The organism is Pontiella desulfatans (genome assembly GCF_900890425.1).
GTDB lineage: Bacteria > Verrucomicrobiota > Kiritimatiellia > Kiritimatiellales > Pontiellaceae > Pontiella > Pontiella desulfatans.
In genome coordinates this window covers 1,149,481-1,171,719 of sequence record NZ_CAAHFG010000004.1, presented here as the reverse complement: position 1 = coordinate 1,171,719, position 22,239 = coordinate 1,149,481, and the positions used below count along the sequence as shown (strand labels likewise).

Here is a 22,239-nt window from a genome sequence, read left to right as displayed (position 1 = left end):
TCCCGGGCGGGGGCCTTGGCGCGTCCATCTCGCAGGCTCGCTGTCCGCGCCCCGGCCCCCGCCCGGGAACCGGGGCTCCGTGCGCTCGGGTTTTTTTAATTGTCGCGCTACGGAGCGGCCGCCCCGCGGCTGCCCTGCGGGGCAAGTGGAAGTATCGCAGGTGGTTGCGTGCAAGCGAAGCAAGCTCAGCCTGCTCCCCTGGTTTTTCCAACCTCTGGAAATCCTCTTTCCAATCCCTGGAATGTTCCAGCCTGCTCCCCGCTTTTCCAGCCATTGGAAGTTTCCAACCCTTGGAACCCGGCGTCGCCACTTCCAGTCATTGGAACTTTTGGGGAGAGGGGGTAGGGGGAGTGGGGCCCCAAACGACGTTTCACATCGTTTCAGCTCGCAATCAATCCTCATTCAGAATTCGCCATTCGGTATTCGATATTCCGGGGCGCCCGCCGATGGTTTCCCCCGGAGGGACCCCCCTTCCAGCGCTGCGCGTGCGCGCCGCGCCCCTGTTTCCCATTGATATTAACAATGGTTTGAAACGATTTGGAACAGACCCGCCCCCCGTTTGATTTCCGCTCTATAGATAAGGAGGCTTTATGCCATTTGAATCCGGACAATCAGGAACCCCGATGGTCGCCCGAAGGGTGTTAAGAGCGGGCGAGTGCTTGCGCTCGGCGTGCTCGACGACCTGCTCAGGGATGAAGGTGCGTTGGAGACCCCCGTGAAGGTCTTCAAAAATCGCTCGAACGCGATCCAGTCTGGTTTTTCGCCGCATCATCATGCCGCTGCTTCCCAAGGACGCAACGGTTCAATTTGATAAAAAAGGAGCCATCCAATGGGTGCGCCTATCTACCATCCCTTTCCCGGACAGCTCACCATCCATCGATCTAAATCCCGCTTCCGGGTCGTCTGCACCGGGCGCCGTTTTGGAAAACCCTCTGCCTTGCCGGAGAGATAATCGATCGTGGTGGTCTGGTGCCGGGAGACTATGGCTGGGTAGCACCACCTACAACTAGCGGAACGCGGGCGCGAAGCACTCTGCTCGCTACTGCCCGGTGCTTGCCGCTCTGTGGGCCGAACCCCGACGCGGGTGGAGTTTCTTCGGAGAATGATGAGCTGGTCCGCGGTCTGGTTCCTCTCCGCCGATAATCCCGAAAACATCCGGGGCTACGGATTCCGCGGTCTCGTTATCGATGAGGCGGCGCTGGTGCCGCTCGATGTCTGGAACTACATCCTGCGGCCCACCATTGCCCAAACCCTGGGCTGGGCGGTGTTCATTTCCCCCCCAGGGGCGCAATGGTTCTACGACATGTCCACCCGTGGCAACGATCCGGAAGAACCTGACTTCGAGTCGTTTCATTTTCGAAGTACGAGATAAATACTCCGGCTGAAGAATGGATGAAGCACACGGACGCTTCCGGCCGATGTCTTCAGCAGGAGTACGAACGAATTCCTCGAAGATTCCGCCGGGTCTTCCGCAAGGTATCGTCCTGCCGATCCCGAATCGCTATTACCCGCGATGACCGCGCGGGCGGTGGTGATCGGATGCGACGTGGCCAAGTGCGCTTAACCCGATTTTCGGACCACCGGCTTAATTGAACTGCGTCCTCAACATGGTACAAAAGACGCATGGAAATGGGAGAAAACGAAGAACATTCACGGACAAGTTCAAGGCAAGGTGGCGATTGAGGCCATCAAGGGCGTGAAGACATTGGCGGAGCTGGCACGGAATATCAGGTCCATCCGAACCAGATTTCGGATTGAAGAAGCAGTTGCTTTCGAATGCGCGGATCTTTTGCATCGGGAAAAAGAAGCAGGCTCAAACGGAAGAAGAGCTTACGGCTCCACTTTACGAGAGATCGGGCGTCTGAAGATGGACGTAAGTGGCTCGAAAAAAAGCTATGAGCCTGCCGTTTCAACGCGCCGCAGCTGGGTGGAGCCGGCACCGATTATTCGTTCGGCGGCAGTGTAGGCTCGCAGGCGTCCCCAGATCGGGCTTCTACTACGACCCCGCCCCGGAAACGCCGGAGAACCTGCTTCTGATGCGTTTATCGACGAGCGTATCTCCGCATCCGGAGTTCGGCTACCACGCATGACGGCTGGTTGCGTGATCAGACTATGATGTCAATCACAAGCGGGTCGCCCGCCTCATGCAGCTGATGGGGATTCAGGCCATCACGCCCGGTCCGCACACGAGCAAGCCCGCCCCGAGGCACAGATCTACCCTTATTTGCTGCGCAATGTGGACTCGAACGGGTGAACCAGTTGGATACGGACATCACCTACATCCCATGCGGCAGGATACATTACCTGACCGCCGTAATCGACTGGTACAGCCGCTATGTGCTCGCCTGGGAGCTCTCAAGCACCATGGAGAGCACGTTCTGCGTTGATGCGCTGAGCTGCGCTGACGCAGGGGAATCCGGAGATATTCAACACCGACCAAGGAAGCCAGTCACCTCGAACGCCTCACCGGTGTCCTGTTAAACGAGAACATCACCATCAGCAGGACGGGCGAGGCCGGGCGTTGACACGTATTCATCGAACGACTGTGGTCGGTGAAGTATGAAAATCTATCCGATGCTATGCCGACGGGCATGCGTTGCATCGGGCCTTGACAGCTATTTAAATATTACACCACGAGAGGAAGCACAGCGCTCTGGACAACGCACCCCGCCGAGGATTCATGGAGGGGCAGTCAGAACATGATCGCAAGTGATGCCGTCGCTGCGCTCCTCCCTCGGCCCTCCGGCGCCCTTCGGGGACGGGCTCGCTCCGCGACGGCATCATGGAAGGGCGGTCGTCCGCCCTTCCATGATGCCGTCGCGGAGCGAGCCCGTCCCCGAAGGCGGCCGGGAGGCCGAGGGCGAGCGCAGCGACGGCATCACTTGCGATATGTTCTGACTGCCCTCCATGAATCCTCGGCGGGGTGCGTTGTCCAGAGCGCTGTGCTTCCTCTCGTGTTGTAATATTTAAATAGCTGTCAAGGCCCCGATGCAACGCATGCCCGTCGGCATAGCATGCGGATAGTTTTCTCATACTTCACCGACCACAGTCGTTCGATGAATACGTGTCCAACGCCGGCCTCGCCCGTCCATGCTGATGGTGATGTTCCGTTTAACAGGACACCGGTGAGGTTCGAGGTGACTGGCTTCCTTGGTCGGTGTTGAATATCTCCGGATTCCCCTGGTCAGCGCAGCTCAGTCGCATCAAGCAGAACGTGCTCTCCATGGTGCTTGAGAGCTCCCAGGCGAGCACATAGCGGCTGTACCATCGATTACGGCGGTCAGGACATGTATCCATGCCGCATGGGATGTAGGTGATGTCCGTATCCAAACTGGTTCACCGTTCGATGTCCACATTGCGCAGCAAATAAGGGTAGATCTTGTGCCTCGGGGCGGGCTTGCTCGTGTGCGGACCGGGCTTGATGGCCTTAATCCCCATCAGCTGCATGAGGCGGGCGACCCGCTTGTGATTGACATCTAGTGCTGATACGCAACCAGTCGTCATGCGTGGATAGCCGAACTCGGATGCCGGAGATACGCTCGTCGATCGAAAGCATCAGAAGAGGTTCTCCGGCGCGGGGCGGGGTCGTAGTAGAAGCCGATCTGGGGACGCCTGCTAGCCTACACTGCCGCCGAACCGAATAATCGGTGCCGGGCTCCACCCAGCTGCGGCGTTGAGCGGCAGGCTCATAGCTTTTTCGAGCCACTTCACGTCCATCTTCAGACGCCCGATCTCTCGTAAAGGGAGCCGTAAGCTCTTCTCGTTTGAGCCTGCTTCTTTTTCCCGATGCAAAAAGATCCGCGCATTCGAAAGCAACTGCTCTTCAATCCGAAATCTGGTTCGGATGGACTGATATCCGATGCCAGCTCCGCCAATGTCTCACGCCCTTGATGGCCTCAATCGCCACTTGCCTTGACTTGTCCGTGAATGTTCTTCGTTTTCTCCCATTTCCATGCGTCCTTTTGTACCATGTTGAGGACGCAGTTCCACTAAGCCGGTGGTCCGAAAATCGGGGTTAAGCGCACTGGCCACGTCGCATCCGATCACCACCGCCCGCGCGGTCATCGCGGGTATAGCCGATTCGGGATCAGGCCGGACGATACCTTGCGGAAGACCCGCGGAATCTCGAGGAATTCGCTTCGTACTCCTGCTTGAAACATCGGCCGGAAGCGTCCGCTGTGCTTCATCCCATTCTTCAGCCGGGAAGTATTACCTCGTTACTTCGAAAATGAAACGACTCGAAGTCAGGTTCTTCCGGATCGTTGCCACGGGTGTACATGTCGTAGAACCAGTTGCGCCCTTGGGGTGGAAATGAACACCGCCCAGCCAGGGTTTGGGCAATGGTGGGCCGCAGGATGTAGTTCCAGACATCGAGCGGCACCAGCGCCGCCTCATCGATAACGAGACCGCGGATCCGTAGCCCCGGATGTTTTCGGGATTATCGGCGGAGAGGAACCAGACGCGGACCAGCTCATCATTCTCCGAAGAAACTCCACCCGCGTCGGGGTTCGGCCCACAGAGCGGCAAGCACCGGGCAGTAGCGAGCAGAGTGCTTCGCGCCCGCGTTCCGCTACTTGTAGGTGGGTGCTACCCAGCCATAGTCTCCCGGCACCAGACCACCACGATCGATTATCTCTCCGGCAAGGCAGAGGTTTTTCCAAAACGGCGCCCGGTGCAGACGACCCGGAAGCGGGATTTAGATCGATGGATGTGAGCTGTCCGGAAAGGGATGGTAGATAGGCGCACCCATTGGATGGCTCCTTTTTATCAAATTGAACCGTTGCGTCCTTGGGAAGCAGCGGCATGATGATGCGGGGAAAAACCAGACTGGATCGCGTTCGAGCGATTTTTGAAGACCTTCACGGAGGGTCTCCAACGCACCTTCATCCCTGAGCAGGTCGTCGAGCACGCCGAGCGCAAGCACTCGCCCGCTCTTAACACCCTTCGGGCGACCATCGGGTTTCCTGATTGTCCGGATTCAAATGGCATAAAGCCTCCTTATCTATAGAGCGGAAATCAAACGGGGGGCGGTCGTGTTCCAAATCGTTTCAAACCATTGTTAATATCAATGGGAAACAGGGCGCGGCGCGCACGCGCAGCGCTGGAAGGGGGGTCCCTCCGGGGGAAACCATCCGCGGGCGCCGCCGGAATATCGAATACCGAATGCGAATTCTGAATGAGGATTGATTGCGAGGCTGAAACGATGTGAAACGTCGTTTGGGGCCCACTCCCCCCTACCCCCTCTCCCCAAAAAGTTCCAATGACTGGAAGTGGCGACGCCGGGTTCCAAGGGTTGGAAACTTCCAATGGCTGGAAAAGCGAGGGAGCAGGCTGGAACATTCCAGGGATTGGAAAGAGGATTTCCAGAGGTTGGAAAAACCAGGGGAGCAGGCTGAGCTTGCTTCGCTTGCACGCAACCACCTGCGATACTTCCACTTGCCCCGCAGGCAGCCGCGGGGCGGCCGCTCCGTAGCGCGACAATTAAAAAAACCCGAGCGCACGGAGCCCCGGTTCCCGGGCGGGGGCCGGGGCGCGGACAGCGAGCCTGCGAGATGGACGCGCCAAGGCCGGGCGGGCGGGGGATGCGGTGGGTGTAGGCGTAAGCCGAAACCACGCGACCACGGCCGCCCCGCCCGACCGCCACAACACTCAACAAAAGAACCTGGAGGAAGGGGCCGGGGCTGGCGCGTCTTTTGGCTCCGCCGAAAGCGTGACCGCTATGGGGCAAGGGGGTGAGGCCGAAGGCCGAGGGGGAAGCGGGCGCCCCGCCGGGGGCTTCCCCCCTTATGTGGCCGGAGACGGCCACCCTTTATGAGCAAGCTCGCATAATGACTTGTTATGTTGGGTGGTTGAAATTTTTATTTCCAAAAACCACTGAACATAATCACGCATTATGCGGGTTTGCGATCTTGCCAACGCCAGCGGAACGATGCCGGTGGCAGCACGAAAGCAAGGGGCGTGTGAGGAACGAGCCGCTCTTTGCTTCATCCTAAGAGAGGGAGCATCCATAGCCCCGCAGGGTAGACCGTAGGTCCCCGGAGGAAGTCCGGCCCGGGCGGCTGAAGGCGAGAAGGGAGTCTGCGACCGGAACGCCTTGAGCCGTTCGGATCAGCCGGGCTTTCGGAGTGCTTTTGAAGCGCTTGAGCCGAATTTGCGTGGAGCTCCCCGAAGGGCTTGGCCGGGCAGGCTGGCAGGATCAGGCGATGATGTTTTTGAGCGCAGCGAAAATAACATCAGCGCCCCTGCCAAGGCTGGCCGGTGAGCGGAACGCAAAGGCGGCTGAAGCGCGCCGTGGCGGGAGTAGCCGCCACCCACATCGCGCTGGCAAGGGAGAATTTGCGGGGGCCGGGAGCGTAGCTTGCGAAGCGGACGGACTGCGCAATTTCTTTCTTGGCTCAAAGCGCGGCGGACATCCCCCGTTGCGGGGGCTTGGGGGTCACACGAAGCAGCGCGAGGGGGCGTTTGGGAACGAGTTTCCGCCCGGCGGAATGAGGTACGAGTTGAGCCGGGGCGGAAGGGAGTGAGCAAATGACGCCTGGCGCTGCGGCGCGGGGTGGCGGGAGCAGCCGACACCCATACCGCGCTGACAAAGGAGAATTTGTGAAGGAAGCTGATTGAGGACAGCCTGCAGCAGACAGCGTACTGCGTAGCTGGGCGCTGGATGCGGAAGGATGGCCGATTGAAGCTGGATGAACAATTTCTGCTTTGGCTCAAAGCGCGGCGGACATCCCCCCGCAGCGGGGGGCTTGGGGGGTAACACGAAGCAGCGCGAGGTGAACTTTGTGGATGACGGGCCGGAAGGGACGCGGGGCGGCAAACCGTAGGTGCGTGCCCCGTAGCCCTGGAGGACCGGAAGGAACAAAGGGCACCTGGCGGTGCGGCGTAGGTAAGCTGGAAACGTGATCCTCCTACGTCAAGACTACGGCGGACAGGCAAGGTTCTGCGTAGCAGGTTCTGGCGGGTTTCCAGCGTAGGGGATGGTGGGTGGGATAGAGGAACCACGAAAAAACACACAATTGAGATCAGGCGAAAGCAATTGGACGAAAAGAAAAAAGGTCGTAACAGAGTACGACCCTCCAGTAGTTCCATGGGATGGAAAAGGATCTGTAGGTTCAGGGGAGTTTACCCACATTACTTAGTTTGGATTTATACATACACGAGTAGTTACTATAACCCCCGACAAACTTTTCGATACCGCGTCCTCCGGCGGGGTATGTAGAATGAAGTGAAAAGTGGAGGTATGGATAAAGGCATGAGAGGTTGCGTATGAATGCCGAAGGCGGAGCCCAGGCCGTAAGCAGTGAATAAACATGACTCGACTTGGTCACGCGCAGGAGATCACTTCGGCCGGCAACATCCCATTTGCACCCCCAGTTGTCGGACTGCCATTTCATATCCAGCGGCCAATCATCATCTTTTTCCAAGGCATAAATACCCTCCAACAATTCATACGGTGGTGGCGGACAAAAACGGCTAAACATAAAGGGCGATTTACGCACCTTGCCGCCCCGTTCGGTATAGGTCCCTTTTGCCTGTCGACACAGGGCCTTGCGGGCCTTTTCGTGGCCGGTGATGTAGAGTTCGTTATAGACCCAGTTAGGCATGTGGGGTCTCCTATTGTTAAAGCGAAAATGAGCGATCGTTAGAAACGATGGACTTATATGCCGCAGTCTTAAACCAAAGTACTTTGATCCCGAGCCCCTCCAACAGATCGAAAGCATGCTTTGATGGCCGCGACGGAAAGAGAGCAGCCATATCGATTTTATGACGACTTGGTAGATGACGATGGTAATCATACAACTGACCAACAGCCAGGCGAACAACTCCGGTATCCCATGACGACTTGACCTCTACCAAGAGATCACGGCCTCGAGCATAGTCTTCGATGAGCGCGTCGAATTTAGCTACATTTCCTGTGCCCTCTCGAACCGTAAATTTGCCATCAGTTAGCTTTTTAAGCGCATTCGTCATACTGTTATGAATGCGTTTCATACCGGTTTTATTTGACGAAGAAATATCGTTGATATCCGAAGCATCCTTGAGCGATAAGCCACGCGGCTTAGCGACCGACAGAACTGACTCTTTCTTCGTTTTTTTTGCGGCGAGAGGTTTGTATGTCAAAAGGTCAAAAACATCGGGTCCCATTTGGTCCAGTTCCAGGCCATTGCACGGAATGCGAATGAATAAATTGGTAAACTCGTCAAACCGATCAGCGGCGGATGTTGCGGGCATGTGTAATTCACGCAGCATAGCCTTCACCCAGGAATTGGCGTTGATGATGGGGAACTTATTGTACGGTGCAAGACATGCAAGCAAAGGTGACAGCAAGGTCATGGCGTGGAGAGCGCTGCCGGTGATCTCTACTCCCGGCAACTTAGAGACTCTATTCGCAATATCTTTAGCGCCATTGGCGCTATTATTAGAATGTGTGTCTCGAAGAATTTTTAGAAGTTGTTGCCGATTATCAACGACCCAACCAGAGACATTCCCGCGATAAGTATTGCGCAAGTTAACAATACCGGTTGGCGTGGTGACAATGTGATGTAAGCTGCGCTCCGTCTTACCGGTTTTCTCGGCGATAATCTTCACCATCTTATCCAGATCTTCCTCTTCGGTATTGAAGATCTGTTGTAGAGCAGGAAGTTTCACCGTGGTGAGGCATTTATCGAAATCGATTTCGCCGTTAGGCTTCTTCCCCTTGGTAATCCATGTGAGTTGGATAAGGGAGTCTATATTTTTAGAGGTTAAGAGTTTTTTTTGAACCATGTACTCATAGCAAACCACTACTAGACGCGCAGTATCTTCACTGCGATCCAACCAACCGCGGCCATTTTTCTTGAAATATTCAGTCTTGTTCTTGTACTTCATTCTGACCCCCTGATTATTGATTCCCCATCTTTTTTGAGGGTAACATTGTCAACGAAAAGGGCAAGAATATAGGGCAGCCAGAGAGATATATTTTGAGGAGGAAAATGGCGGTGGACAAACCCTAGCAGGCGAGCCACCCGCGATTCGGAAAGCGGCATCGAGCTGCTGCACTCCAAACAGAATCGGCGCGCCCGGCGGTCACGCCCTACCCTTTCATTGCACCCGGCGGTCAGGCCCTACCCTTTCGTCGGGATTGCTTGGCGATCTTCCTGGGGAAGAGGTCGGCGAGGGCCGGCCAGTCGCGGAGGGCGCGCTTGTGCCGCATCTCGGCAAGCTGGACGGAGATGCCCTGCCGTTCCGCGATTTCGCGGTAGGACAAGCCGAGAAAACGCATGGCAACGATTTCGCGAAGCTCGGGGTCGAGGGAAAGGAGACCTTTTAGACAGGTAGCAAATGTAGAAGCCGGAAGCAGAACATCGTCCGGCAACGAACAGCGAGCGACAGAACCGGGGTCACGGCCCCCGGCTACAGAATAGGACGACATGGAGGTCGTCCCTCCAAGTTCTGGCGGATTCTCTTCGTCGAAGGGCACGGAGTAAAAGGTATCCTCCCCGAGTTTGCATTTCGCGCACGGGGTATCTTTCCAGGGAGTGGAAGCATAGTCACCGCGTTGGATGGAATCGAGATGGGGGCATTTATGGCAGAGCATGGAGGGACCGGGGATTAGTTGTTGGGTTGATGAATGGTGGTTGGGAGCATGGGCAAACGGTCAGCCGAGAACAGGCGCGTCAGAAAAAAATAAGGCGCGTCAGTAATGCCCCAGGCAAGGGATCTTAGAGCGCGTCGTTTTCGGACGGAATTTATACTGACGCGGATACTGACGCGCCTGAAACCCCTGCAAACAGGGCTCTGCGTCAGTGCGTCATTATTTCCACTAAAAATATAAATAATATATAATAGGGAGAAATTCCCCGATTCCCGTGCCGAACGAGGTGAAAAAGTACTCTGAGAGACTTTTTTAATGGAAGTGGAAAGTGACGCGCTTCCGTTAGAAGGGTGTTTTTTCATCCAAATCCCTCCCGGAAAGTTGTGCTATGTTGATGATCCAAACTCGGGTGGCGTGCCGACGGCCTTGCTCCACGGCATAGCCTTGAGAGGCGAGCTTGGAGAGCTCACGACCGACTTTGGCGGGCGTATATTTGGCGGCGATGCCGGCCAGACCATCCTGATCGTTTAGCATGGCTGAAAGTAATTCTGTGGAAGATCCTTCCCAGGTGTCTTCCACCTGCCCCTCGAAAAACTTGAGCAGGACTTCGAGGAAAGAATAGGCGCTGGATGAATGACGTGCCGCCTCGAACAGGGAATCCTCGCAGTATGTCCGCACTCCATACCGCGTGTCGCCGATGACTTCGTCCGGTGGTTGCCAGTCGAGCAGCCAACGTAGAAAGAACGGCAACTCTGCGGCAATGATGGATTCGACATCGCGCGGGAAGGTAAAGGTATCTCGTTCCGCAATCCGGAAGAGGTTGATTTTATCCCGGTTGGACAAATCGACATCTGGAAGAATACGAATCGACTCCGGGTCGGTGTTGCATGTCACCACCACCCTGCCGTTCCACTCGATCAACTTGTCGACGCGGTACTTCTCGCGCACGGAGAAGGTACGATTGGCGGCCATCTTCTTGATGAGGGCAGAGAACTTCAGATGGGACTTGTTATCCGTAAGCGGCACAACATCATCCACCGCCCAGACGGCACTGGTAAAGAGATGGCTGTTGAAACCATCCTCACCGGAAAGAAACGAACTGGCGTCGATATGGCCACCGAAGATACGGGATAGAATGACGTTGGATAACAGGGTTTTTCCAGTGTTTGGAACTCCGGCAAAGAAGGAAGCCTGCCCGGGCCGCATCCGTCCTTCGAGAGCGGACTGGTACCAGCGTTGCAACCAGGCATAGAAATAGTCGAGTTGCTCGGGCGGATCAAAATAGCCGTTGAAGTAATCGTACAACCAGGGATAAGGGCAGTTGTTGGTTGATGGTTGGTGGTTGTTAGACTGAGCGGACGGATCGGTCATCGAGGCCGATGCCCCTCCAGCTAAACACACGGCCTGATAGTATTCTTCATCGGTGGCGGGTTGGAGGACGGTGACGGTGGATGTGTTTAGTACGCGGTGGCCGTCGATGAGCACGATGCCTTTTGGACGATGCACCAACGGAGCGGCGCAATGAATGTCCTGATGATCCTGGATACGGAGAATGGCCTGATCGACTTCGCTGAATGTTTCACCGCGTGAAACCTGGGGACGGAGACCGCGATCTACTTTCAGATAGAGCGCGATGTCGGCTTTGCTGTAGGATCTCCATTCGCCGCTGCTGCGCTGGCGCCAGTAGTCGCGCCCATCGAAATAGACATCGGTAACACTGCCGCCAATCCGATCCGCCTCAAACTGACTGACGAACTGGCGACCTAAAATCACTGACCATGGAACGAAGGCGGTACCACCGGTAAAACATTGCATCCCGGTTTCCCGTACAACTGCGGCAGTCTGGTTGTCGGATTCGGCATCCCAGAAACGGATGCCACGGGCTCCGATGTAGAAATCGCCGTGCCACCGTCCAGGGAACTGGCGTTCCACTTCTGCGGAAACGACGGCCATCGGAATAACCGTACCGAGCTTGGCCCAGGCATAGTTATGCGTGGAATCAATCGCCCACTGCATCATGAAGGATGGCGATATTTCATCGCAGGATAACGCCTTCCAACCAGTACCGGCCTCGTAATATTTACACGGATCTTCGAAGGCCTCCGTATCCAGACCGACGAGCAGCTTGGATAGCTTGAGTTTCTTTTTGATATGCCGCATGAGCTTTGCGGTAAGATCGTTCCGGTGCAATGGAAACGGCTCCGCCAGCTTCCACAAAAGACGAGCACCACCGGACGACGTGCGGCAGATGTATTTCTGCGGCCTTGCGCGAGCGGTATTCATCCATCAACGCATGAAGATCTTCTGTGGGGATTTCACTTAAGACCTTTAGATCCTCTAAAGACAGGTCGATGCCTTCATTACGCAGTATCTGCGTTGTTTTTTCCTGTTCAAATTTTTCAGCTTCAATCTGAGCGCCAAAACCTATTGCGGTGAGCCATCCATTGTTATCGTCATATACAAATTCGACCGCAAGGTCTTCTCGGATCATTTCAGCCGGTTTATGAAAATTACCCTCTTTGTCAGGTACCCATTCCTTCACAGCAAGATCCTGCACCAATTGTGATTGTTTACATTGGGTTCCATGCGCCTGGTTTGGTCGATATCTCGCCTGGAGCTGCCTTGGCAAAGCTGAAACCATCATTTTCCACACAAGCAGAGATATATTAAAAGTATACTGCGGCCGGTCTAAACACTTGGGTAATGCATAATCCTCGTTAATCGACGTAACCGTTTCTCGCGACCCGGCAGGCACTTGAATCAGTTTATTGTACCACGCCATACATCGTTGAGGGGCTAATCCACATTGAACGCCCAGCGCTTTAGCGAAAGCAATGAATGTTTCCCCAAGTACGGCATATTGTTCTGAAACCAAATATTTTGAATCTGAAAGCACGTGCCTTAAGCCTGTCGGATAAAGGGGTTCGTCCAGATAGCCATCGCTTACGGAGCAAAATGAACCATCATCTTCATCTGAAAATAATACGACAAAGCCTCTAAAAACATCCTTGTCATCCGTTTGCTTCCAATACTTCATAAAACGTTTGACGTGTTCTATGTGTTCCTCAAACGCGGGAGGAGGCTCATCATCCGCCTTGTAGTGCTTATTTAACAAACTTTTTATGAAATGCTTTTCATCGAGATCCTTCACTCCGAGGGACTCTAGAAAAGTCCTGATCTTTTGTACTTCGTTCTTATCACCCCTTAGGATGCCGGAGTGAACGAAGGATATTCCGGCTACCGATGAAAGGTTGTTGCCCGTTGGCTTGAACACAATATCATCGGGTTTTTTGAAGGATTTATCAGACGCCAGAACGATTGCGCACCGTTTTAGCCCATACGAAATATCTTCATCCGAAACACAAAGGTATAAGCTGCGAAGCCACGGAGTATCTTTTTGGTCTAACCACTCCGAGTCATCGTCTTCGTAATATCCACCCCATTTGGTGGTAATAACATCAACCAACTCTGCACTGGACCATTCTGGTATACCCAACTCCTTTAGAAACAGTTCCGATCTTGGATTAAATGTTCCCACAGCCCATTGCTGATACTCATCCTCGGAAAGAAACTGGAGATCCTCACTCGTTATAAAATCGCGGATCCGTTTAGGTCCTCTGGCAAGCTCCTCGGCTAAAGCATAATCACCGGATGCTGTCGGCACCAAAGCATTTTCCCGCATTTCGGCCACGACGGATGAGATAAAGGGTTCATAGAATTCGCCCAGGTCATCCGTACTATTGGGTAGAATCTCAAGAAACTTGGAGGTCAGCAACCCGGCATCACGAAGCATCGGCAAAGAGGATGCCAACAACTGGGCCAATTGATCTCGGAGTGAAATGTTATCCCTGTTTTTATAAGGAATGCTGGCCCTATCCACCGTGGAAACGAACGGCGCATGAATATGGAATTTTAAATCTGTCTGCTCCTTATCCGCCGGGAAAAATATACAAAGCCGCCCTTCTTCCGTCGGCACTACCGAGAAAGGAAATGCGCCTTTTTTTACTTTCTTTGAAGCCAGTTGCAGTGCAATGGAGACGGGGTGTGCTGGTTCTTCCTTGCACGCAGCACTTAAACGGAGCCAATAAATCGATTCCTCTAAAGAGTCCGACTCAATATTGAACACCGGCAATGCATCGAACCCGTTCCGATCCTCCTTGCGCCTAAGATAATGCAAGGGTTCTCCGGCGATTTCCCACCGAATGGTTTGGATGTTATGAAGAAATAACAGCGTGGCCGATGAAAATCCGTTCAACCCCTCCTGAATTTCCGTGAACGCGTCCTTTTTCGGTTTCTTGGGGTTATCAAAAGGGAAATCAAACTGGGTGTAGCCTGCAGCAAGTCCTTTTGGCCGACTATCGTTTATCGGACAAACCATGTCTGTTATACCGAAGCTAGCTGAATCGCAATGAACGTAGGGCGAATTCGTGTAGCTGAAGACGGCCTTAAAACCTACGCCAAACTTTCCAATGCTATTTAGATCGTCCTTCTTCTTGGTGTTTCCAATACCCGTGATGCCATCTATGTCTTCCTTTTCAAAATCGCGGCCGTTATGGATGAAGCAGAGGTTTTCTGCTGAAAGTTTAAAGGTCACTTCTGAAGCCTCGGCATCTTCGGCATTTTGAAGCAATTCATAGAGAAAGTGCGCGTTATCGGGATATAATTCCTTGAGTAGAGTAGCTATACCTTCATCAAAGCCATTCGCCCGGTTGGCATCAACCCATTGACTTCGCTTTTTAAATAATTCCTCAATAAATTTTTGCACGACTATGCCTCCACCACCAACGTACCGAAGACGACTGGGCGGGCATGAATATCCGCAGCAGATTCCGCAGATTGGAGTTCTGCGCGCTTGCGTTCATAATCGGCCTGCACGTTGTTTAGCTGCGCCTCTTTCATTTTGCGGATCTTGGCGTTGGTGGCATTGTCAATCTGCTTTTCGATGACATTGATCCGGCCACGATGACTGGTCTCGAGACTTTCCTGCCTGAAGCGAACCATCTCAGCAGTTTTAGCCTGATGCTCAGCTTTCTCCTGCTCCCAGAGGCGGTGATGCACTTTGTCTATTGAATCGATTTCTTCATCGGGTACCAAATGCGTGGAAGGATCAATCGAGGCGCCGGATTCAAGACAATCGAAGAAGCCCTGTCGTATTTCATCGCTGTTGCAAACCGGAACGAGGCGGAGTTCCGGGCGCAGCCCTTTGATCTCCCAAGCATAGATGGCAAAAGGATAACTGCCCGAAGCAAGGTCGGCATCCTGCACACGTAGGGCCGTATGGACGGGTTCTGCAACATCGAGATAGCGAGCCGCCTGCTTAACCAAGGGATGCAAGGGCATAACGAACAGTGCTTCGCGATGATCCGCCGCGCAGGAGGAGTCGAACGTTATGACCGCATGGGGTTCTGCTCCCTTTAACCATTTTTCCCAATCCCGGAACATGGGTGTTTTTGAGCCGGGGAGCTTGCGGTAGTCTTCCAGCAACTTGCTTCGCGCCTCCTGCGACAAACGCACCGTTTTCAACGGTTTATCGCCCAGAATATAGTCCGCTTTCCCCAGGCGCTGATTCAAATATTGATGTACAAACCGCTGGAGAGATGCCATTGACAGCCAGTAGCTTTCCGAAGCCTGTAGTTCCGCATCGGGGGCATTGTTCGGCAGTCTGAGCCCAAAGAGTTCGTGCTCCCGCTCTTCCAGCTTCTGCTGCTCCTGAATATTTCTCACCTCGTTATCGGCCAACTGCTCCAGCCTGGACTGCCGCTCCTCTTCTGAAAGTTCCAGGTTGTCCGCAATATTCCGGATTTCACGGGTGATAGCCCCCAGAATTTCTTCGCACTCCCCAATGCTGTCCTCAAAAATGCCAATGCGCGACAAACAACGGTTATAGATGTCCGCGTCAACCGTACCGGGCGTAATCATATTATAGATGGCCACCGCCTCGCTTTTCTGCCCTCGCCGGTCGATACGCCCTATGCGCTGCTCAATACGCATAGGATTCCACGGCAAATCATAATTCACCATCATATCGCAGAACTGGTAATCGAGACCTTCGCAGCCAACCTCGGAAAAGAGGAGCACATCCAAGGTATCGGAATCTTCCTTGTGCATCTCAAATCTGTTTCGTAGAACCAACCGATCCTCATCTTTGACGTTGCCATGCACCATTCCCACGCGAATGCCACCCTGCCGGAGTTTTCTCTCCAGATAAGCCAAGGTATGACGGAACGTACTGAACACCATCAGCTTGTTGTTCGGCATTTTTATTTTCTCTGTGACAATCCGTAAAAGCGCGTCAAATTTAGGATCTTCTGGAGAAAGTGCTTTGACACTTCCGACGATATCCAACGCTTCATTTTCTAACGCTTTTACAAACTCGGGAAGATCGCCTGAGTCATCAGAAGATTCCAGCCATTCCAGTTCTGAGAGTCGACGTTGCAGAATATCAGTGATGAATGGGGCTAGGCCAAAAATGCAGCTTGCAGCCTGACGGCGGATGGTACTCATCATGAACTGAATATTTTGCGCACCATGCATCAGTGTCAGCGCCTTGGCCTGAAATTCCAACAAGTCGTCGTGCAATTTCTTTTGCGCTACCGTGAATTCAACGGCCACGGTCTCCGGCTTGCGGGTACAAAATGCGCCTATGTCCCGGCGGCGTGTTCTATTAATCAACCGTGAAAAACTATGGAAGCCTTCCATTTGGCGAACGAGAGCCACACGGTCAGCCCGAGACAACGGGACCTTTCCTAATTCTTCAATCAAGGCCTGATAGCCTGGGTTATTGCGTAGGATTGATTTGCCCCATGCGGTGTCCGCCGCGCGTTGCAAAGCCTCTACAGTGTTTTCCTGCCAATTTTCGCCTCCCGCACGTGCCAGATTAACCGCATTGTTAATGTGGGGATTCGGTTCGGCCATGTGCTCAAAGGTTTCGGGATCGATTACCAAATCCGGCCGGAGCAGATTCAAAAGCGTGTACAAATCGTTATTTCCCATCTGTACCGGTGTTGCTGTGAGGAAAACGACGGCCTCGGCATGTTCACAGAAATAGCTGACGGCCTGATGGGCAAAGGTGTTGGAATTCCTGACGTGGTGGGCTTCGTCTACGATGACCAAATCAAACTTGGGAGGAGGATCGAGATCGAGCAAACCGATTTGCTTTTTCCTCCCATTGGTTTTCCCATGGAGCAGGCCTTCATCCTGCAGCAATGAGTATGGGAGGATAGCCTTCCCATGCGAGTCAGGCCATTCACCATCCAGCTCGGTTTCATGAATACAGTGTTGAAGAGCTTTGCCGTCGAGAGGGACAAAACGTTCATCAAAGCGCTTCATCTCAAGTTCCCACTTACGCTCAGCTACAAGTGGTTTTGGACAAATGATGAGTACGGACTCTACATTGCTTCTGGCCTGGAGTTCGCGAAGAATAAGACCAGCCTCAATGGTTTTGCCCACCCCGACACTGTCGGCAATTAAAAGGCGTGGCTGGTCGGACTGTATAATTTTGAGGGCCGGGCGGAACTGATACGGAACGAAGTCAATACGAGCCGCGTTGAGTGAATAGAGGGTTGAAAGCGATGGATGGCGAATTTGCAATCCAGTCAACAGGCTGTGCAACTCACTTAACTTAACCAGATTTTTATCGGATACCTGCTCAGCGAGTTGAAGTTGTGGGGCATAGAATGGTTGAGGCCGGCCATCCAGGAAGACCGTGTACCGGGCGGTCTCATCAGATCCATCAATACTCATTACCGCCCCGGTTTTTTCTGGATTGCTGACAAGAGCGACCAAACTGCCGATACCAATGCCGTTGGAAGGTGGGGATTCTACTGCGGGTTCCTCCGGGACAACGGGTTCTACTGCCGGCTCCAGCTCCGGCTCTTTGACAACTTCCGGCTCCGGCGCTGCGGCATTGCGAATCTGTTCTTTTACCTGCTTTACAGCATCAACAGTCCCGCTCGGCGCATTAATTGCCTTTAAAAAACGCTGCAATGTATCAACATCGCGGTAAACATCGTCCGCATCCACGCCGTGGGCATCCATGTGTGCCCAACGATTGCGTACAGTTTGCATCTCCTTAACGAAATTTCGATCCTGATTCGTGAGATTGAAGCGGGATGAAATTTCGTACCAATTACGATCCAGAATGCGCAACAATGCCGCGAGGTCAAATTGCGATAAAGAAGTAATACCGTTTTGCTCCACCCGCTGGCGTTGCTGGAAGGATAAATTGGGCAGCACCAAGGCGCTCCACCAGGCTTGATCCAGCTTGGGCAATGAATCAAAAAGCCAATCGCACAGATGCCGACTGGACATCTGCAACAGAGCTGAAAGCTTCCCCGCAACCGCTATATCAATCATGATTAAACCCCAAGAAATAACATTACACAATATGAGACGATACGAGCCATATGGGAATTCAGCAAGAGATACTCTTGTAAATATATTAATCAACAACCCGTATTTGCTAGTATTTTTTACTAACTCCCCTGCAACACTATCTATGAATTACCAAGGTACCCACCTCAGATATCCAGCACTTCAAGGAATTCGGCGACTACACTCAACTCTTCCAGATCGGCCGCGATAGTGATGTTTTCGTATTCCGGGTTAAGCGGCTTCAGTAAAATCTGGTCGTGTACCCACGCTGTCTGCGCTTCATCTGAGTAGACGTGTTTTCGGCTTTCGTACAGCTTGACCGTATAGCGCCCACCATGGTCGGGATCCTCGATTGAGTGGTGTTGCACCAAGACGATGCGATCGTTTCGAGAGCCAACCACGGGGGAATCAAATAGGCAATATGATCCATCCGGAATGCGGGGTTCCATGGAGTGGCCGACGACCTGGGCAACAAACATTCCTTTCCTCAATCGACGGCGTGTGTCCACCTCAACCCAGCCTTCGGGTTCGACTTCCTGAACCCCGCTGAATGCGCCGGCAGCGGCCTGCAGGGAATACAACGGCACGACGCGTGCATACATTGCGGAGGGATCGGGTTCTTCGTAAACGATTCTTAACTTCGGCTCCCCCCGGACAGGCTTTCGGGCCGCTACGGGAATACTCCAACGATCCACTCCGCGTTGGATGGCGGTGATTTCGACAGCTTCCGCGAACGTGGCGAAAAGCCTGTTCTCCCAGTTTGAAGAGTCGAACGCTCCTATGCCGACAAACTTTTCAGCCTCGTACTCGAACCGGGCGGGATAGGCATCGTTCATGCAGTTCCAATAATCGACAATGCAGTCCTTGCGCGACTGAACGAGAGCCTGTGTCGGAAGTTTATCGCTCTTATTGCTGTTTACCGTGGATTTCGCGGGTAGCAGGTTCCACAGATCGTTGTTTTTCCAGAGCGAAAAAGGAATGGCATGGTCCAGATCATATTTATCCGTGATAGAGTTATCCGACCAGACACACCGTTTGTCCTTAAGGGTGTCATAAAATTTCTTGGCTGCTCCGACATCCCGTTGCGTGATTGGGACCGTAAGTAGGCAATCAATTACCGTGCTGGCCTTGATTCGGGTTTCCCTTTTCTCCGATATCCTTTCAGTTAGCTCCGCCCACCGGAGAATGGTGGCATCCTGAATCCAGGTTCCCATCAGAGAAAGCTCTTTCCAGATGTCGCTGCCAACCAGAACCGTTTTATCGGTTTTATCATACTGGAATACGGAGAAGGCTTCGCCTCCTCCGGCATATTTAACCGGCTGGCTCCAGATGGTTTGCTTCAGTTTGCTGAAAAGTTTGTTCAACAATTGATGACCTTCTTCACTCATCTCGGCATTGCGATATTCCAAAGAGAACGCCGAGAGCCCCCCGCGACTGCGGTAATACAGAACCAGGTCTTCGAGCGGCTTTCTGAAAGCAATGGCCCGCCCCGTGGTTTGCGGAATAAATTCCTTTGCCTCGATAATTGGCCAATAGTATTCGATCCACTTTTCAGCCAGGGCCGCCAATGGGACCTTCACCTTTCCATCTTCCAACCAACCGGCGAGCTTGTAGTTCGTAACGGCTATTTCAGCCAGCGAGCGAAAGAGCGCCAATTTGTAGGTGGCAACTTTTGCGTCCTTGTTCAGAACCGATTCAATAGTGTCTATGGGTCTCGAGCCGGCCGAAGACTCCAACTGAAAGAGCATGGTGGCCCATTGACGGCGGGAGCGTTGCAACGCATCCGGGGTGTCCCACCTCTTCAGCATTTGAAATCCGATTCGCTCAAACAGCAGCTCAAGCTGTTCTGGAGACGTCCCATTGAACAACCGTCCATCTGCATCGCGCTGGGTTTCCGGATCAATCGTGCTATCCCGCAAGGGGATGGATATCAAAAGGCTACCCTTTTCCGACAGGACACGCCGGATCGCATATGCCGCATCAAAAAGCTCCTCTTCCGGTACATGCATCATTACCGCAGAGCAAAGGACAGCATCGTAGGATTTATCCTTAACAGTTGAGAGCTTTGGTAATGCGTCGACCGACACCTCTGCCCCATATTGCGAAATGCGACCTTTAGCATGCTCAACAAATTTCCGGCAAGGGTCAATACCGTCGGCTGAATAGCCCAGTTCATGTAGAATACGCAGGTCGCGCCCCGACCCACAACCAATGTCCAATATTCTGGAATTACCGGAAAATGCCTTGAGAAAATAATCACTGATTCCACCGACAACAGAATCATACCGAATCACAAAATCGGCAGTCTTTTGCGTATATGTGTTTATCGTTACGTTATCCACAAATCTTTTGTCCGATATTAACTATGGCGAGACATGCTACAGATCTTTAGGCTCCACTTCAATGCATCATCAACGGTTGACAGCTCCTGCTCAATTCGCACTTTGACGGTATTGAATATTTCAGAATATCGCTGCAGCTCTTTCAATGCGGATGCGCCCATTTCCGAGGATTGGAAAAGTTCTTTTTCGCGGTCGCTGGAATCGAGGCCAGTCTGAACGATTGGGCAGTCGACCGGATGGCCCAGGTCATAGCCAGAGAGCAATAGCCGCTGCGGGCCGGACTTCATAACGCACATGCTTTCAAACCAGAGGCCACCGTCATGCAGGGAATCGACCTTCAACAGTTCCAACAGTTTCTTTTCTTTGGAGAGCAGCGACTTGATTTCTTTGTCGGGCACGGAGCAGATGGACAGGTAGATCAGCTTTTCAACCAGCACGGCATAACCCACGGGATAGTCCTTGCAGACCGGCAATCCAAACTTTTTCTGGAGCGTCATCACATATGGAACGCTCTTCCCCACCCTCTTCGCCAGCTCATTAAGTTTCATAATCATTCCCGAAAGACGGGCGAATCGTACCACTATTTATCGGAGGCGATCAAGGATGAGACTTTAGGCTGCGATTTGATCAACGAGAGACTGAAGGCGTTTGAGCAGTTCGGCCTTGTTCATATCGGGGGCTTCCTGCGCCAGCCGTGCAAGTTCCTGCAGGGGGCCTTCGGTGACCGGAGCGCTACCCTGCGTCAACAGCGCGGGCATGGCGGTTTCGAGGGCGTTGCGGAAGGCTTCGCGGCCGGGCCGGAAATAGTGCTTAAGCACGACTTCAACCGTGGAATGGCCGGTGACCCGTCGGACAAGCTCCATCGGAACGCCGGCACTGAGGGCCATGGTAATCCACGTGGTGCGTAGGGAATGGAATCCCTTGACGGTGGCGTTTTGGATACGGTCTTCGCATTCGAGATCGGTCTTGATCTTTGCGGCTTTAAGCACCTGCTTGACGCGCCATGACATACCGAAGTTTTTGTTTTGGTAGAGTTTGGCGGCCTCGGGAAATACATATTTGCTGTTTCGGGGCTGACGCTCGATCTCATCGCGCAACGCAGGGAAGAGCGGGATTTCGGCGGTCTCGCCGGTCTTGGAGGTCTTGACGGTGATAAAGGCTCCAAGCAGATCGACGTCCTCCCACTTGAGCTGGCAGCAGTCGCCCTGACGCATGGCGGTGCACATGCCGACTATAAAGATCGAGCGCATGACACCATCGGCGTGCTGCAGGATGCGGTTGAGTTCGTCGAGCGTGAAGGGCTGGTGATGCACGGTAGTCTTGACCTTGGTGGGGCACCCGGCAAACGGATTGCGCACAATCCCGGCATCGTGACCCATGCGATCAAAGAAACTTTTCAGCAGATGCAGCTTGTCGTTGTAGGTTGCCGCCGCATAGCCCAGCTCATCGAGATGCCGCAACCACTCCTGCGCCATGCGTGGCGTGACCTGGGCCAGATAGGAGACGTGCGAATGGTGTTCCTCTATAAACTCGCGGAACTTCCGGAGCGTCGCGCACTGGTTTTTCTCCCACAGCTCGGTGCGACGTTTCCGGCTCGGTAGATTCTGCCAGCATTGCTCGATGTCGGCCAGCGGAACCTGTTCGATGGCGCTGCCCGCCTTAAGCTCGTACAGCTCCTCCAGATGTTTTTCCGCATTTTTTTTGCTGCGGGCCTCAAAAATCAAACCGTCCAGTTTGACCTGGGCCGTAATACGGGAATGTTCGAACGCCGCATCGCCGGTTTGTCGCAGCGTCGCGGGAACCCGGCCTTTGATCTCCACCCCGAGGTTGGTGGTTGTATCCTTGCCATTGACCGTAAAGCGCCCATACCACCATTTCGAGCGCAGCGAACCATCCTTCTTCCTTGCAATTTCCAATCCCATTGCCTGTCTCCGTTATGTGCGACCATTT

The 22,239-nt window shown here is 53.5% G+C and carries 12 protein-coding genes and 2 pseudogenes; 4 read left to right on the top strand and 10 right to left on the bottom strand.

Translation table 11 applies throughout. The features are described from left to right. The first annotated feature begins 1,102 nt into the window (after positions 1–1,102). The 4 genes and pseudogenes from E9954_RS30345 to E9954_RS33985 all read left to right on the top strand — a co-directional run bounded on the left by E9954_RS30345 (position 1,103) and on the right by E9954_RS33985 (position 2,481). Positions 1,103–1,372, top strand: a complete 270-nt coding sequence (locus tag E9954_RS30345; RefSeq protein ID WP_136083038.1) for a hypothetical protein — start codon at positions 1,103–1,105, stop codon at positions 1,370–1,372. A 300-nt stretch (positions 1,373–1,672) separates the two neighbouring features. Continuing rightward, positions 1,673–1,966 carry a hypothetical protein gene (locus tag E9954_RS30340; RefSeq protein ID WP_136083037.1) on the top strand — a complete coding sequence of 98 codons (294 nt, stop codon included), beginning with the start codon at positions 1,673–1,675 and terminating at the stop codon, positions 1,964–1,966. A gap of 154 nt (positions 1,967–2,120) precedes the next feature. After that, positions 2,121–2,174 (top strand): annotated as a pseudogene (locus E9954_RS33990) (hypothetical protein); the annotation flags it as partial. Between the two features lie 76 nt (positions 2,175–2,250). Beyond that, complete coding sequence (locus E9954_RS33985; protein WP_136083036.1) at positions 2,251–2,481, top strand: DDE-type integrase/transposase/recombinase; 231 nt, start codon at positions 2,251–2,253, stop codon at positions 2,479–2,481. Positions 2,482–3,336: 855 nt separating this feature from the next. Here the strand turns inward: E9954_RS33985 and E9954_RS30330 are convergent. The 10 genes and pseudogenes from E9954_RS30330 to E9954_RS30285 form a co-directional block, all read right to left on the bottom strand. Next, positions 3,337–3,507: pseudogene (locus E9954_RS30330) on the bottom strand (hypothetical protein); the annotation flags it as partial. Positions 3,508–7,112: 3,605 nt separating this feature from the next. Continuing rightward, on the bottom strand, positions 7,113–7,604 hold the full coding sequence (locus E9954_RS30325; protein ID WP_136083034.1) for a hypothetical protein: 492 nt from the start codon (positions 7,602–7,604) through the stop codon (positions 7,113–7,115). A gap of 16 nt (positions 7,605–7,620) precedes the next feature. Next, complete coding sequence (locus E9954_RS30320; RefSeq protein WP_136083033.1) at positions 7,621–8,868, bottom strand: hypothetical protein; 1,248 nt, start codon at positions 8,866–8,868, stop codon at positions 7,621–7,623. A 229-nt stretch (positions 8,869–9,097) separates the two neighbouring features. Then, positions 9,098–9,577, bottom strand: a complete 480-nt coding sequence (locus E9954_RS30315; protein ID WP_136083032.1) for an RNA polymerase sigma factor — start codon at positions 9,575–9,577, stop codon at positions 9,098–9,100. Between the two features lie 339 nt (positions 9,578–9,916). Further along, positions 9,917–11,734 (bottom strand): DUF5906 domain-containing protein, encoded by a 1,818-nt coding sequence (locus E9954_RS30310; RefSeq protein ID WP_136083031.1) that lies wholly within the window; start codon positions 11,732–11,734, stop codon positions 9,917–9,919. Continuing rightward, a complete protein-coding gene (locus E9954_RS30305; protein WP_136083030.1) occupies positions 11,655–14,339 on the bottom strand; it encodes a sacsin N-terminal ATP-binding-like domain-containing protein in 2,685 nt (894 codons plus the stop codon). Before E9954_RS30305 ends, E9954_RS30310 begins: the two co-directional genes overlap by 80 nt. A 2-nt stretch (positions 14,340–14,341) precedes the next feature. Beyond that, positions 14,342–17,929: a DEAD/DEAH box helicase gene (locus tag E9954_RS30300; protein ID WP_222847378.1), complete on the bottom strand. Its 3,588-nt coding sequence runs from the start codon at positions 17,927–17,929 to the stop codon at positions 14,342–14,344. A gap of 164 nt (positions 17,930–18,093) precedes the next feature. Continuing rightward, the gene (locus E9954_RS30295; RefSeq protein ID WP_136083029.1) at positions 18,094–20,289 is read right to left on the bottom strand and encodes a methyltransferase domain-containing protein; all 2,196 of its coding nucleotides are present in this window, start codon (positions 20,287–20,289) and stop codon (positions 18,094–18,096) included. 17 nt (positions 20,290–20,306) lie between these two features. Beyond that, a complete protein-coding gene (locus tag E9954_RS30290) occupies positions 20,307–20,837 on the bottom strand; it encodes a hypothetical protein (RefSeq protein WP_136083028.1) in 531 nt (176 codons plus the stop codon). Between the two features lie 63 nt (positions 20,838–20,900). Continuing rightward, complete coding sequence (locus tag E9954_RS30285) at positions 20,901–22,211, bottom strand: tyrosine-type recombinase/integrase (protein ID WP_136083027.1); 1,311 nt, start codon at positions 22,209–22,211, stop codon at positions 20,901–20,903. Between the last annotated feature and the right edge of the window lie 28 nt (positions 22,212–22,239).

What these genes read in the sequence shown, in the direction of transcription:
- E9954_RS30345 (WP_136083038.1), top strand. Translation starts at nt 1,103, where the DNA reads ATGATGAGCTGGTCCGCGGTCTGGTTCCTCTCCGCCGATAATCCCGAA.
- E9954_RS30325 (WP_136083034.1), bottom strand. Translation starts at nt 7,604, where the DNA reads ATGCCTAACTGGGTCTATAACGAACTCTACATCACCGGCCACGAAAAG.
- E9954_RS30320 (WP_136083033.1), bottom strand. Translation starts at nt 8,868, where the DNA reads ATGAAGTACAAGAACAAGACTGAATATTTCAAGAAAAATGGCCGCGGT.
- E9954_RS30315 (WP_136083032.1), bottom strand. Translation starts at nt 9,577, where the DNA reads ATGCTCTGCCATAAATGCCCCCATCTCGATTCCATCCAACGCGGTGAC.
- E9954_RS30310 (WP_136083031.1), bottom strand. Translation starts at nt 11,734, where the DNA reads ATGCGGCATATCAAAAAGAAACTCAAGCTATCCAAGCTGCTCGTCGGT.
- E9954_RS30300 (WP_222847378.1), bottom strand. Translation starts at nt 17,929, where the DNA reads ATGATTGATATAGCGGTTGCGGGGAAGCTTTCAGCTCTGTTGCAGATG.
- E9954_RS30290 (WP_136083028.1), bottom strand. Translation starts at nt 20,837, where the DNA reads ATGAAACTTAATGAGCTGGCGAAGAGGGTGGGGAAGAGCGTTCCATAT.
- E9954_RS30285 (WP_136083027.1), bottom strand. Translation starts at nt 22,211, where the DNA reads ATGGGATTGGAAATTGCAAGGAAGAAGGATGGTTCGCTGCGCTCGAAA.